This window comes from Sphaerospermopsis reniformis (assembly GCF_005402885.1).
GTDB classification, from domain to species: domain Bacteria; phylum Cyanobacteriota; class Cyanobacteriia; order Cyanobacteriales; family Nostocaceae; genus Sphaerospermopsis; species Sphaerospermopsis kisseleviana.
This window is the reverse complement of the sequence record NZ_BJCE01000041.1, coordinates 1-14,224: the sequence shown is the minus strand read 5'-3', so window position 1 is coordinate 14,224 and position 14,224 is coordinate 1. Positions and strand designations below refer to the sequence as shown.

Annotated in this window: 15 protein-coding genes; 6 read left to right on the top strand and 9 right to left on the bottom strand. The window is 37.8% G+C overall.

From position 1 onward, the window contains the following. Positions 1 to 13: 13 nt before the first annotated feature. Complete coding sequence (locus FFR48_RS08325; RefSeq protein WP_137667042.1) at positions 14 to 2,074, bottom strand: NAD(P)/FAD-dependent oxidoreductase; 2,061 nt, start codon at positions 2,072 to 2,074, stop codon at positions 14 to 16. A gap of 623 nt (positions 2,075 to 2,697) precedes the next feature. On the opposite strand from FFR48_RS08325, the gene FFR48_RS08320 reads away from it, so the two are divergent. Together FFR48_RS08320 and FFR48_RS08315 are read left to right on the top strand one after the other, a co-directional pair. After that, on the top strand, positions 2,698 to 2,901 hold the full coding sequence (locus FFR48_RS08320) for a RelB antitoxin-like protein (protein WP_096565175.1): 204 nt from the start codon (positions 2,698 to 2,700) through the stop codon (positions 2,899 to 2,901). Then, a complete protein-coding gene (locus FFR48_RS08315; protein WP_137667041.1) occupies positions 2,898 to 3,170 on the top strand; it encodes a type II toxin-antitoxin system RelE family toxin in 273 nt (90 codons plus the stop codon). The genes FFR48_RS08320 and FFR48_RS08315 overlap by 4 nt, the downstream gene beginning before the upstream one ends. Positions 3,171 to 3,261: 91 nt before the next feature. Here the strand turns inward: FFR48_RS08315 and FFR48_RS08310 are convergent, their stop codons facing one another. The 8 genes from FFR48_RS08310 to trxA form a co-directional block, all read right to left on the bottom strand. Then, a complete protein-coding gene (locus tag FFR48_RS08310) occupies positions 3,262 to 3,864 on the bottom strand; it encodes a cytochrome c oxidase subunit 3 (RefSeq protein WP_137667040.1) in 603 nt (200 codons plus the stop codon). A 129-nt stretch (positions 3,865 to 3,993) separates the two neighbouring features. Then, the gene (ctaD, locus tag FFR48_RS08305) at positions 3,994 to 5,667 is read right to left on the bottom strand and encodes a cytochrome c oxidase subunit I (RefSeq protein ID WP_096565169.1); all 1,674 of its coding nucleotides are present in this window, start codon (positions 5,665 to 5,667) and stop codon (positions 3,994 to 3,996) included. A gap of 157 nt (positions 5,668 to 5,824) precedes the next feature. Next, complete coding sequence (locus FFR48_RS08300; protein ID WP_137667048.1) at positions 5,825 to 6,751, bottom strand: cytochrome c oxidase subunit II; 927 nt, start codon at positions 6,749 to 6,751, stop codon at positions 5,825 to 5,827. Positions 6,752 to 6,869: 118 nt separating this feature from the next. Further along, positions 6,870 to 7,478, bottom strand: a complete 609-nt coding sequence (locus tag FFR48_RS08295) for a DUF2231 domain-containing protein (protein ID WP_137667039.1) — start codon at positions 7,476 to 7,478, stop codon at positions 6,870 to 6,872. Then, on the bottom strand, positions 7,475 to 7,975 hold the full coding sequence (locus tag FFR48_RS08290; RefSeq protein ID WP_096565165.1) for a DUF2231 domain-containing protein: 501 nt from the start codon (positions 7,973 to 7,975) through the stop codon (positions 7,475 to 7,477). The genes FFR48_RS08295 and FFR48_RS08290 overlap by 4 nt, the downstream gene beginning before the upstream one ends. A gap of 715 nt (positions 7,976 to 8,690) precedes the next feature. After that, positions 8,691 to 9,635 carry a DNA polymerase III subunit delta' gene (gene holB / locus FFR48_RS08285; protein WP_096565163.1) on the bottom strand — a complete coding sequence of 315 codons (945 nt, stop codon included), beginning with the start codon at positions 9,633 to 9,635 and terminating at the stop codon, positions 8,691 to 8,693. A gap of 156 nt (positions 9,636 to 9,791) precedes the next feature. Next, a complete protein-coding gene (tmk, locus tag FFR48_RS08280; protein WP_137667038.1) occupies positions 9,792 to 10,430 on the bottom strand; it encodes a dTMP kinase in 639 nt (212 codons plus the stop codon). 434 nt (positions 10,431 to 10,864) lie between these two features. Further along, the gene (gene trxA, locus FFR48_RS08275; protein WP_096565157.1) at positions 10,865 to 11,191 is read right to left on the bottom strand and encodes a thioredoxin; all 327 of its coding nucleotides are present in this window, start codon (positions 11,189 to 11,191) and stop codon (positions 10,865 to 10,867) included. A 205-nt stretch (positions 11,192 to 11,396) separates the two neighbouring features. On the opposite strand from trxA, the gene FFR48_RS08270 reads away from it, so the two are divergent. The 4 genes from FFR48_RS08270 to FFR48_RS08255 all read left to right on the top strand — a co-directional run bounded on the left by FFR48_RS08270 (position 11,397) and on the right by FFR48_RS08255 (position 13,957). Continuing rightward, entirely contained in the window at positions 11,397 to 12,002 is a 606-nt protein-coding gene (locus tag FFR48_RS08270; RefSeq protein WP_137667037.1) for a vWA domain-containing protein, read from the top strand. A gap of 240 nt (positions 12,003 to 12,242) precedes the next feature. Next, on the top strand, positions 12,243 to 12,854 hold the full coding sequence (locus FFR48_RS08265) for a vWA domain-containing protein (protein WP_137667036.1): 612 nt from the start codon (positions 12,243 to 12,245) through the stop codon (positions 12,852 to 12,854). A 55-nt stretch (positions 12,855 to 12,909) separates the two neighbouring features. Beyond that, the gene (locus tag FFR48_RS08260) at positions 12,910 to 13,515 is read left to right on the top strand and encodes a vWA domain-containing protein (RefSeq protein ID WP_137667035.1); all 606 of its coding nucleotides are present in this window, start codon (positions 12,910 to 12,912) and stop codon (positions 13,513 to 13,515) included. A 40-nt stretch (positions 13,516 to 13,555) separates the two neighbouring features. Continuing rightward, entirely contained in the window at positions 13,556 to 13,957 is a 402-nt protein-coding gene (locus tag FFR48_RS08255) for a salt stress protein, Slr1339 family (RefSeq protein WP_096565151.1), read from the top strand. Positions 13,958 to 14,224: the final 267 nt, after the last annotated feature.

Below are 14,224 nucleotides of genomic sequence, written 5' to 3'. Positions count from 1 at the left end.
AATGACTACTTAATTAATGACTTGTTTGGGTTACTGCTTTTGACTTAACGGTAACTACTTGATCCCGTAATCTTGGTTTACCTGTAGAAATGGCGTAGTTGGTCACTAATAGGTTTAACCACAATCCTGGAAAGCGTGTTTCTAGCCAGCCTTGACTCCACTTCAGGAATTTGGGAAACCATGTACTTAGTAAAGCACTGATGAAGGCATAAACGCCAAAGTTGAGGTAATTACCTAACCACCGAACTAAGTCTCTCAACCCTGCTAGTTCCCAAATCCATATTAATAAGGCGGGATTTTTTGTAGCTGCTTTTAATGCTAAACGGTTAAATGTGAACCAGTCGCAGCGGTCTTTAATGAAATTATCTGCTACTTCTGGGGGTTCGTCTGCTAATAAACCAAAGAAGGTATTGAGCATGGCATTAACCCGTTGAGGTGGGATAAATTTCCCTGTGGGAACCATCATTCCTTTGGAAAATAGCCAGGTGACGGAAACGTTACTTTGGTAAGCACGAATTTTATTGAGGTGACGGAAACTTAATAAGTCGTGTTTGAGGGCGGTGTTTAAGAGTGTGGTTAAACGTTCTAGGTTACGAACGAGAGAACCAAAACCAGTAAATACTAGGGGAGATTGCAGGGAAGCAGCATCACCAATGGCGATTAATCTATCAAAGGCTATGGTGCGATCGCTATCACTAACACTAAAATGCCCTGGAATATAGCCAAATGTAGGTTTTTTCCACACTAGCTTATCCATGTCACAACGGCGATATTCTGGCAAAATAGTGAAAAAGTCCTCATACATCTCTAACAACGAACCAGGATTTTTTCTATTCACTTCATGATAATGAAATAAATAAATTGTCAGTTCTTCCCCCGCAGCAGGAAATAATTCCCAAATCAATTGCCTGCCTCTAGAAATATCTCCGTGACTGTAAAGAACATCACCATACTGATAATCCCAGACACCAGGGGCAAATCCTTTATCAATCACTGCTCCCACGGTGGGACATACACTATCAAAGGCTCTACCCCCGTTTAATTGCCAAGCAATAGGGGAAGCTGTACCCATTGCATCTACTAATAATCTACCATTTACCTGCTGTTCAATTACCGTATTTACACCCTTGACAGTAACAGTAACTTGTGTTTTTCTGATATCTGCCCGGATAAATTCTGTTTGCTCCCAAATATCACCACCAGCGGCTTTAAGTTTTTCACCACATAATTGCAATAATTTATCTGAATCTAAAGCGATATTTAAAACAGTTGGCGTGTGTAGAACTGGTGCTTTTAAGTGAGGCGGATTATTAGCATCAAAGAATTTATTAAAGCCGTCTTTATACTCCCTGGCAATAATGGTTTCTAATTCTGCATTTGTTAATAAACCGAGATTGACCAAAGTTTGAATTTCATCACGAGAAATATTCCATTCTCGGTTCATGCGTCCAAAGGGTAATCTTTCCACCAATAGGACTTTATAGCCTAATTTTGCCATGACTGCGGCATGAATCGCACCCAAAGCGCCACCAATATAAATGAGGTCATAAGTGTTTTCTGCTGTTTGTTGCTGGTTTTCTGCATAAAACACCACCTGACGGGGTTGCTGAGGATTTTTGACACCTTCTCGCCAACGTTGCTCCCACCAGTAAGCACGTTTAAGATCATATTCCCCATGAGGCATTTTCTGAAAATACTTGACAGTTAGGGGATAATAGGGTTCTAGCTCTGCGAAAATCGACTTTTGAGGGTCAATCTTTGGTGGTTCGGGGTATTGATGGGGAAAACGGCTTCTAATACCTGTAGTCAGACGTTGCAATATTGAACCTTCGTTAGTGAAGGGTTTGTCTCCCCAACGAAACACTTTGAGGTAAGTGGTGCGTTGTACAGACCACACAAATATAGAAAGTTCGGTTGCTAAAGGTCCTTTGACAGATGCAACCGGGTTTCGCAGACGCAGACCATCTGGGGTCAATAATTTTTCTCCATTTCCCGGCACAAAGTCGGTTTGTAGCCAGTCACGGACAGCACCACTATCGGTAGTAGGAACTTCCAAGTAAAGAATTTCTTTCATTTTCTGCTGATATCTCCTGTCTATCTACTCACTCAGAAAGATTTGACTCAGGCAATAAGTACATTAAGTACGTTAAACTCCGCCCTATCAATTGTTTGAATATTTAATGAAGAAATTTTAATAGTTTGTTAAATTTATGATTCATTTTGGAACTTATGTAAAACTTATCTAAATTTATAATAAAAAAGGCTGAAAACCCTTGAGGTTAAATTTTGATGCTATGAGGAAAAACTTAAACGTCCTGGATAGCAGGGACTCAGACAACAACCAGTTGATGAAGAACTGGTAGCTGCGGTTATTGCCGGAGTAGTCAAGCTTGGACGCGATAAAGGTCAATCTTTGTAAAATTTAACTGCGGAGGTTTTAGAAGACGATCCGCTGTCAAATGGACAACAACGACGCTAGTTGAGTATGTTAGTTGATCAAGCGTGGTTAATTTTGTATTAATCTGTTTAAAGAAAGAGGCAGGGGAGAAAATAAAATTGCTCACAAAAAGATATTTAAACTTAGTCTTTTAAAAAGGTTATACTCATACTTTTTAAGAACAAAAGTAAGAGGACATTAAGCATAGCCTGATATAAATATGCTAAATTAAATGTAGATAGTAATCCTATATCACTAAAATGCAAGCTGATAAATATCCATTTGCCCAAGAATTGATTACTGATATTCAAGGTAATATCAGAAAAGTAGTCATGGATTTTCAGGAATATCTACGGTTGCTAGAAGCACTCGAAGATGAAGGACTGATTCTAGCTATGAAAGAAGTAGAAAATGAGACACCATTAAATTTAGATGAAGCTTTAGCGGAATTGGAACAAGAGTGAATATCCAGTATCTACCCAGTTTTATTAAAGATTTAAAAGCACTAAAAAGTACACCTTACTATGAGTCTATCAAGAAGTTTGCTTTTGAAGAAATAATCGAAATATCGAGTTTTGAAGAAATCACAAATATTAAAAGACTTCAGGGATATGATAATGCTTATCGGATTCGTATAGGTGATTATCGTCTGGGTGTTATTTTTGATGGTGAAATATTAATTTTTGAAAGAGTTTTACATCGGAAAGATATTTATCGCTATTTTCCCAAATAGATGATTTCGGAATCATGATACAAATATATGGGTAGGGGTTTAGTATTGCTAAACCCCTACAAAATTTATTGCTTTATGCGTCTTAAAATCCCTACTGCCAAACGTAAATAAGGATAAACAAAATAATCCAGATAACATCAACAAAGTGCCAAAACAACGAAGTTGAATTAACACCAAAGTGACCATTATCGTAGTTACCGGGAATAAAAGAACGAATCAAAATCATAGACTGTAACAAAATCCCGGTGAAAACGTGCAAACCGTGAAACCCAGTTAATAGGTAAAACATCCCGCCATAAGTACCGGAAGTAAAGCCAAATTCTAATTGACTCCATTCCACATATTGACCATATAAAAAGTAGCTACCCATTGCCATTGTAGCTAACAAATAGATGCGAAATCCTGCTAGGTTATGTTGTTGTAAACATCTCTCAGCCAAGTAAATTACAAAGCTGCTAGAAACTAGGATAATAGTGTTAATTGTTGGGGCGACTATTTCTAATCCTTCAACACCAGCAGGAAGCCAATTAGGGTTTGTAGTTTTGTAGATGATATAACCAGCAAAGAAACTTAAAAAGATGACACTTTCTGATAGAAGAAAGACAATAAAACCAAACATTTTACTGCCTTCTTCGTCGTGTCCATGTTCATGGGCTGCATGATGTATTTGTGGCGTTTTGATTGAACTATCCATTGGTAATGTTCTCCTTTTGTTTTGGCAATACTGTTCAGTTAAGTTTGATTTTTTTATCTCACGCAGAGGCGCAGAGAACGCAGAGGTAAGAGAAAAAATTGTTTAATACTTAACTGAACTGTATTGTTTTTATTCGGCTGTTTTTATGGTTTGGGGTTCTAGGTTGGCTGTTAATGGTTCTGATTTTCCGTAACCGTAAGGTTCACTAATAATGATGGGAATTTCTTCAAAGTTCTCTACAGATGGAGGTGAAGAAATGAGCCATTCTAAACCAATTGCCCGCCAAGGGTTATCAGGTGCTTTTTCACCTTGTAACCAAGAAACTAAGATGTTGAAAATGAAGGGTAAGGTGGACATTCCTAATAGGAACGCGCCTAAACTAGCGAGAACATTCCAAAATGTATATTCTGGTGCGTAGGAAGCAACTCGGCGTAACATCCCTTGCAAACCTAATGGGTGCATGGGTAAAAAGTTTAAGTTTGTACCGATAAATGCTAACCAAAAATGTATTTTTCCCCAACCTTCGTTATACATTCTGCCGGTCATTTTGGGAAACCAATGATAGAGGGCTGCATACATTCCCATTGTTACTGTTCCGTACAGAACATAATGGAAATGTCCAACTACAAAATAGGTGTTATTAACGTGAACGTCTACTGGTACAGAGGAAAGCATAATTCCTGTAATTCCAGCAAAAACGAACATAATTAAACCACCTAATGCAAATAACATTGGTGTATTTAATTTGATTTTTCCACCCCAAATTGTCGCCACCCAAGCAAATACTTTAATTCCTGTGGGAACAGATACAAACATGGTCGTAACCATGAATAGTAACCGCATCCAACCAGGTGTTCCACTCACATACATATGGTGTACCCACACAATGGCACTGACCACAGCAATTAACATCGAAGAAATGGCAACTACTTTATAACCAAATAATGGTTTACGGGAATAAACAGGGAAAATTTCTGAGAAAATTCCGAAGATTGGCAGAATAATTACATAAACCGCAGGGTGGGAATAAAACCAGAAATAATGTTGAAACATTACCGGGTTTCCACCTTTGCTGGGGTCAAAAAATGCTGTTCCCATTGTTAAGTCAAACAGCAACATTACCGCACCAGCAGTTAAAGCAGGAAGTCCAAATAATTGAATAATTTGGGCGCTAAATACTGCCCAGACAAACAAGGGCATTTTAAAAAAGCCCATTCCTGGCGCACGCATTTTCACAATGGTGGTGACAAAATTCACCGCACCCATAATAGAAGAAACACCGGAAACAGCTACCGCTAATAACCAGAGAACTTGACCATTTATTAAATGTCCTGTGGGGTTTTGTAAACTCACGGGAGGATAAGCCCACCAACCAGCTTGGGCTGGTCCACCAGGGACAAAAAAGCTGGACATGAGTAAAATTCCCACTACTGGGACCATCCAAAAAGCGGCAGCATTGAGGCGAGGAAATGCCATATCTCGCGCCCCGATCATGATAGGTACGAGATAGTTTGCTAAACCAACAAGAGAGGGAAATGTCCACAGAAACAGCATTACTGTCCCGTGCATTGTGAACATTCCGTTATAAACTGTACGATCAATTAAATCAGATTCAGGGGTGACAAGTTCGCCCCGTAAAATCATCGCAAAAATGCCACCAACAAGGAAGAAAATAAAAGAAGTAACAAGGTATTGAATACCGATTACTTTGTGGTCTGTGCTGAAAGTGAAATAGGTTTTCCAGTGAGTTGGCGTTGAGTGATGATGTGATTCACCACCAAGATTAAGTGATATGTTTGTCATGGGATTTTGGATTTTAGATTTTAGATTTTAGATTTTGGATTTTGGATTTCATCACAATCCTGTTAATCCTTAAATCCTGGACATCCTGATTCAGACAAAAAGAAGGTTTCGCGCAAAGTGAAGAAAGAAGCAAAGGCGCAAAGGAAGAAAGAATTAATTAACCTGCAAAATTAACTACTGGAGGTGCAGCAGGTTTAACAGTTTCCCAACCGTTTTGTACATTTTGATTGTGATTTTGGGCGTATTCGGTAGCGGCTTGGTTTGGTGCAACTGTGGGATTATGACTGGCGGCTTTTTTCAACCAATCGTGATATTCTTCTGGGTTTTCTACTATCACGTTTGCTTGCATGGTTGCAAAGTATGTACCGCTATATTGGGAGTCGGTGAGGCTATATTTACCGGGGCGAATGGGGGTAAATTCAAAGTCGATGGTTTTACCGGGAACGATGTCTTGTTTAACGCGAAATGCGGGAATATACAAACCGTGGAGTACGTCTTCTGATTGTAGGGCTAAACGTACACGGCGATCGCTTGGTAAATGTAATTCTGTACTTGTAATTCCCTGTTCAGGATAACTGAACACCCACGCCCATTGTTTAGCAATTACGTCAATTTTTTCTAAGGGTTCGCTAACAATTTCTCCTGGTGTTTCTTGCACTTCTGCATGGGCAATTTGCACAGGTAAGGGGTTATGTAAATGTAATAATTGGGAAGGTCCTTGAATCCCCATGTTTTCATACACTTCATAACTGTAACTTGCTATCCACAATACCAACATGATGGGAATAGCAGTCCAGATAACTTCTAAAGTGATATTTCCTTCAATATGTGGACCATCACTAAAGTCATAACTTTTGGCACGATGAAAAAGAACAGAATACAAAATAGCGGCAGTGACACCTAAGAAAATAAAAGCCCCAATTGTCACTAAAAAGCTAAACAAATCATCAATCAAATGTGATTCAGCCGCAGCTTGGGGGGGAAGCCAAGAATAGGCTTGTTTACCAATGAAAATACTGGCAATTGTGATGACAAAACCCCCCGCCATCACTAGGAAAAGATTTAAAATCAACCGAGTGTTCATGGTCATTTGTTGGTAATTGGTAATTGGTAATTGGTGATTGGTAATTGGTAATTAGTAATTGGTAATTGGTAATTAATTGGCATCTGAAAATTACGAATTACAAATTACAAATTACGAATTAATTACCTAGTACCTGATTAATGTCTTGTCCCATTCTTAACAAGTTATCCGCAGTATTATGTACACCAAATTCGGCTGCTAACTGCGCTCCTAATGTGCCGTGAAGATACATTAAGGCCATGATGAAAACTCCGGCAAAAATATAACTCCAACGCACTTGCATATCGGAGTCTTTGCAAGTAATGTAACGTTGCCATCCCCGCCAAAATGTCATTCCTACCATTAAAGCTAAGAGAAAAACACCGCCCACACCATGCCACATCATCGTGGACATTGCTTGCAAACCCCAGGAACTTTTTAAGTGTACTGGGGGAGTTGCTAACAACATTTCATAAAAACCAGCAGCAACTGTGAAAAATGTGATCACAGAAGCCGCTACCATGTTGTACCAACCAACTTCAAATAATTGGGCGCGTTCTACAGCTAAACCCAATGATTTAAATAACCATTGTTCTATGGGGAAAAGTACAGCAACTAAATCAAAAATTACCCCAATAATGAACAATCCTAATGTGAGGTGAACTAGGTTAGGATGAATAGGAATTGTGTAAGGTAGTCCGTTTGCTCCCATTTGGGCGCTGACTTGATCAATTAATTCTGAATTCATGGTAATATTCCATCCTTTACGGCTTCCACAACGGGTACTGTATGTATTCCATAAACCCACACTAATTCATCACCAAGATATACTTGAAAACCAACAAGTATGGTTAAAAGTAAACAAACTGCTAAATAATGAATTGGCAATCTTTGGGGATCACGACTGCGAAGTACATAACGCCAAGCTGTGATGGCTGCTAAAATTCCTGATAGTGACCAACCGATTAAGGTATGGTAATTTAATACTGATTTGACGATGTTGTAAGGTTTGGCTAAACCTGCTTCATACTGTCCAAAAATAATGGCTATAAATATGGATACGGTAGCTACAAATAAATTCCACCAACCCACTTCATAAAACCGAGTTTTGCCAGTTAAAAAGCCAATTAAATCACAGAAAACTGCAAATAAGATCATGGCAATTACAAAGTGAACCACGATGGGATGCAGTGGATCTGGATATGGTAAATTGTGGTCGTTCAACGACGTTAAATACTCAATCATCAACTTCTCCTAGATTTATAGAATACTCCTTGGACAAACTTCAATAATTCATCAAAGTTACTACTATTAATCACGACTACTCATATTTTTTAGAATATTTCTGTGATATTATTCTGTTAATATGGTGTCATTTTTGTATTGATTAACAGCTAATTTGTCAGCAATTTTTAGCAAAGGATGTGAAGTCAATTCATATACTCATAAAAACAGTCTGTAACAGCAATTTTTGATGTAGCTAAATTCAATTGCTGTTAAGTTGCTGTTCAGGCTTTGATTTACTAGAACACCGATTCATTAATCGTAAGGGCGAAGCATTCGGACGGAATATGAACTGGTTTCAGCGATAGGTTATCACCCGAATGCTTCGCCCCTACAAGTTCGATACTCTAGACCTATTGGTTTAGGTTACGTAAATTTTTATTAATTGTCAAAAAAAACTAAAAGTTAAACTTTTAGAATGAGTAGAGAGCAAAGGTAGAGAGCAAGAAGGGGAATATGATAATCTGAATATCCTTGCTTTCTGTAGATATTATGAAATACAAAGAAAAGATTTTGATGTCTAGTAGTGTACATTTAATAATTATTACTTTGTTTTTTTAATAACAGAATTTTATGTAATTTATGGTATGTCAACAAACTGTCTGTATGGTTAATTGGCTGTAATTAAGAATTATTCTAAATTAGATATTACTCATTACCCATTACCCATTACCCATTACCGAATTTGCAATATTGCTAAAAATGTACATTCCCAAACTAACCGGGGTTGAGCATAAGATAATAAATTCTTGCGAGTTTTTTCCAATTGTTCAATAATGCCAGGTTTATGTATTTGTTGCCAGTAAAATTGTTGCAGATAATCTATTAACCATAATTGTGCTTCTGTGTCTAATTCTTTATCAATTTTCTTCGCTAGTTCTAACGCATGACGATAAGATTTAGGTGTTTTTTTTACTTCTTGGAGTAATTCACTATTAATTGTTTGTAGTTGTTGGTAAGCTAAAATTGCACTTCCTGGACTACCAGCAGCTATACTTAAAATTTCTGGATGTTGTAAAATCCCCCCATTTCCTGTTTGTGTTAAAACTTGAGCAACAGCAGCAGTATCTAATCTATAAAAAGGGATTTTTTGACAGCGAGAAACCAAAGTTGGTAAAATTGCATCAGGAGAAGGAGCGATTAAAATTAAAGTCGCTTGTCCTGGTTCTTCCAAAGTTTTCAGTAAAGCATTAGCAGCAGATTCAGCCATTGTTTCTGCTTGTTCTAAAACTACCACATTTCTGGGCGCTTCCAAAGGTGGACGGGATAAAAATTGGGTAATTTCTCTAATTTGTTCTAAACGAATAACTGGAGGTGCTTTGCGTTTTACTCCTTTTTCTGCTGCTTCTGCTGCTGTTAACCTTTGTCCTTGATATTGATAAGTTGGTTCTACCCAAAATAAAGCGGGGTGGTTTCCTTGACGAATACGATTTTTTAAAATAGATAATTGTTCAGGTTTTACAGAACTAGAAAATAATAATTCAATAAAACATTTAGCGGCTAAACTTCTACCCACACCATCAGCACCAACAAATAAATAAGCTGGTGCGACTCTGTTTTGTTTAACAGAAGATGTTAATAAATCTATTGCTTGTTGTTGTCCAATTAGTTCTTCAAACATTATTTATAAGGGGTCATGAGTCAGGATAACAGAGAAATAAAAAATCATTAATTAATAATAATCAAAAGCAATGATCATAAAACCCAGAAAAAATCTAATTCCTCTGCGTCTTCTGTGTCTCTGAGGTTCGATACAAAAAATCTTCACTAATTATTTTCAGGGAGTTTCGGATATCACAGAATTACGAATTAAAATTTCCTTGATATTTTCATGCACCAATTCTTGATTTAAACTACCATCAACTCGAAAAATTCGAGAAGGATAATTAGCAGCTAATTCAGTATATCCTTGCTGTACACGACGATGAAAATCTATTGTTTCCTGTTCAATTCTATCTAATTTACTTTGACCACGTTTACGAGAAAGTCCTAATTCCACATCCACATCTAACCAGATAGTTACATCACTTTGTAAACCACCTGTAGCAATATAATTTAATTGATTAATTAAACTCATACTTAAACCCCTACCATAACCTTGGTAGGCAATAGTAGAGTCAGTATAGCGATCGCATAAAATATATTTTCCTGCTCCTAAATTTGGCTTAATTTCCTGCTCGATGTGTTGCGCCCGATCAGCAGCGTATAATAATAATTCCGTAACCTCACCCACAGGTTTATCCTCTGATTTTTCCAGCAATAGCTGTCGTAAATGTTTCCCTAACTTTGTTCCCCCTGGTTCACGAGTCAGAATAACTAATACACTTAAAGTTTCTAGCCACTGACTACACAGTTGCATCTGAGTAGTTTTACCAGAACCTTCCACACCTTCAAATACAATTAATTTACCGCTCATATTTTGAAAATTTCCTATTACCGATTTTTTTTAACCTTATTATCGCTCGCTATGCCGCAATTAGATATTTAATCTCGTAGTTATCAGTTGTACCACTCAATTGTGTAATTATTACAGATATGATTAAATCGAATCTGGAGGTATTGGGTATTGTCTGTCCAGAAACAATGATCAAACATGACTTTACTTTCAAAAAGATCCCCAATTTCTTAAAGAAGTCGGGGATCTGGGTATGCAAGATTCCTATAGCTGAATACTTACGCATAACCTATATTTACCAAGACAGCGATCGCAATCTTGGCATCATCTTTAGTCCTAATCACATCTTTTACCTGTTCCTGACTTCTTGATAGCGACTTGTACTGAGCGCAGTCGAAGTAAGCGTGGCGTTAGCCATTCTCCTGACTTTTGCTATAACTGATCAAAGGTAATGACTATACGGTAATATACTGTGCTAGAGTTTTAGTTAAAGTAGTTTTGGGAACCGCACCGACCACTGTATCAACTTGCCTACCCCCCTTAAATACCATGATAGTGGGGATGCTACGAATACCATAATGACTAGCAACTGTGGGATTTTGATCTGTGTTCACTTTCACCACTTTCACCTGTCCTTCATATTCAGCGGCTACTTCTTCAACAACAGGAGACAACATTCTACAAGGTCCACACCAAGGGGCCCAAAAATCCACTAAAACCGGAGTCTCACTATCCAACACTTCCTGTTTGAATGTTGCTTCTGTGACATTGGTAATAGTCATAGTTGTTCTCCTGATCTGAGTGAATTAACTTGAAAGCTCGACATTTACCTATGCTGCAATATTGACTTATTTAGGGATTTTACCGCAGAAAACGGTTGTTTATAGATGAGAATAGTTTAAATGATTATTACAATACCTCTACATCTAGATATCATCGTCTGACCTAAGAGTTAAAATAGAAACCGAAAAATCATTAGAGGTATTTATGATGAGCGATCGCGACTATACCCTAATCATTGATAAAAGTGGCAGTATGTCAACTCCTGACCAAGTTGGTGGTAGAAGTAGATGGGAGATTGCCCAAGAGTCTACCCTCGCTTTAGCTAGAAAAGCAGAACAATTTGATCCCGATGGGATTACAGTTTATGTCTTTTCTGGGCGATTTAAACGTTATGAAAATGTCACTTCCGCCAAAGTTGCTCAAATATTTCAAGAAAATGACCCTGCGGGTACAACCAACTTAGCAGGTGTATTACAAGATGCCCTCAATAATTATTTTCAGCGTAAAGCTTCAGGGCAAACTAAACCCAATGGAGAAACAATTTTAGTGGTAACTGATGGTGAACCTGATGATCGCAAAGCCGTATTTGAAGTCATCATTAGCGCCACTAGGCAAATGGAGCGAGATGAAGAATTAGGAATTTCCATGATTCAAGTCGGCTCAGATGCTCAAGCGACAAAATTTCTCAAAGCACTAGATGATCAGTTGCAAGGTGTAGGCGCTAAATTTGATATTTGTGACACCGTGACTTTAGATGACTTAGAAGAAATGAGTTTGGCAGATGTGTTGATGAATGCCATCACTGACTAATTAGGGTTTAGTGAAAAAGTCTTGTCGTGAAGCTAGGGAATAGGGAATAGGGAGAAAAATTTTAGATTTTAGATTTTAGATTTTAGATTGGAGTTGACAAAAACAATCCAAAATCCAAAATCCAAAATCCAAAATAAAAAAACTCCAGCATAGCTGCCTCCTACCTCCCGACTCCTGACTCAAAACCATCAACTCAACTTTAAGAGCTACTTTAATAGCTGGATCACTGGAGAATTATCAATGTTAGAAAATCGTGATTACACACTGCTGATAGACAATAGTGCCAGTATGGGAAAGCCATTGGGATTAGGGTACACCAACAAAACCAAATGGTTAGCTTTACAAGAATCAACTTTTGCTCTTGCTCGCAAGTGTGAAGAATTTGATCCAGATGGTATCACCATTTATTTATTTGCCCGCAAATTTCAACGCTTTGATAATGTTACCGCTGAGAAAGTAGCCCAAATTTTTGCAGAAAATCAACCTGCGGATACAACTAATTTAGTAGGTGTACTTCAAGATGCCCTTAATAACTACTTTCAACGTAAAGCAACTGGTAAAACTAAGCCTAATGGGGAAACAATCTTAGTGATAACTGATGGGATACCAGGCAATAGACAAGCAATATTTGAAATCATCATCAAAGCTACTTACCAAATGGAACAAGAGAAAGAATTAGGAATTTCCATGATTCAAGTAGGTGAAAATTCTCAAGCTACAAAATTTCTCAAAGCTATAGATGATGAATTAACAACTGTTGGGGCTAAATTTGATATTTGCGATACTATCACCTTGGAAGATTTAGGAGAAATGAGCCTCACGGATGTTTTAATCAATGCCATAGGTGACTAAATATTTAGTGTCTTAGGCTGGCTGAATTGACTAATGATAAATGGAGAATGGAAAAATGTTAGACAATCGTGATTACACTTTAATTATAGACAAAAGCGGTAGCATGGCCACCCCAGATCAAAAAGGTGGACGAACCAGATGGGTAGCAGCACAAGAATCTACTTTTGCATTAGCTAGTAAATGCGAACAATTTGACCCTGATGGCATAACTGTTTATTTATTTTCCGGTAGATTCAAACGTTATGATAATGTTACCTCTAGTAAAGTAGCACAAATTTTTCGGGAAAATGATCCAGCCGGGACAACTGATTTAGCAGGTGTATTGAAACACGCTACTGATGATTATTTTCAGCGTAAATCTAGCGGGCAAACGAAAGAAAATGGCGAGACAATTTTAGTTGTAACTGATGGTGAACCTGATGATCGTAAGGCGGTAATGAAAGTTATTATCGAAGCATCGCGCCGACTTGATCGAGATGAAGAATTAGCAATTTCCTTTATTCAAGTTGGTACTGATGCCCAGGCTACTCGCTTTTTGAAAGTTTTAGATGATGAACTGCAAAGTGCTGGGGCAAAATTTGATATTTGTGATACAGTAACAATGGAAGATATGGAAGATATGAGTTTATCAGAAGTGCTACTTAATGCCATCACTGACTAGCTAAACTCACTAGCTAAACTCATAATGAGGAGTGTTTACAATGGACTCCATTGATCAGTTATTAGCGGAAATTCAGGCTGAATACAAAGGGGAAAAACCTCAACCACAGCAGCCACAAAAGCCAACAGTAACTACAGCCAAACCCTTGATGAATTCTGCTTCTAAGTCCGATGCTTTAATAGATAACTTATTAGCAGATGTCAAAGCTGATTTTGCTGAACAAGATGCGGCTGAAGAATTGAGAAAACAGCAAGAATTAGAACAGGAAAAAATTCGTCAAGTACAACTTAAAGCTCAACAACTTGAGAATTTGCAGAAGCAAGCTCAAGCATGGTTATCTAAATTAGATCCCTTCTCATCTGAAGGACTTTGGTTTGAAAGGTTTGCGGAAGCATACCCATCAAAATTAGATGCTGCCATTGAATATTTACAAAACAATTAGTAGCAATATCCAGATACTCGACTTTTCACAGAAGTTGAGTATTTTATTTACAGCAGCTTTCATTGGTCAGCGGTCAGCGGTCAGCAGTAAAACCCTTTTGGTGCAAGGCTTTTTGATCAAAATTTTTACCTGATTGATCTGCAATAGACCTGTCCGAAAATTAAAAAGGCAGTCTGTGTATGGCTTTGAGGATGTTCTCATTTCAGCCAGACTTGACGTAATCATCAGGGCTAGAGATAGTTACTGTTAGTATAGCCCGGAAAAAAT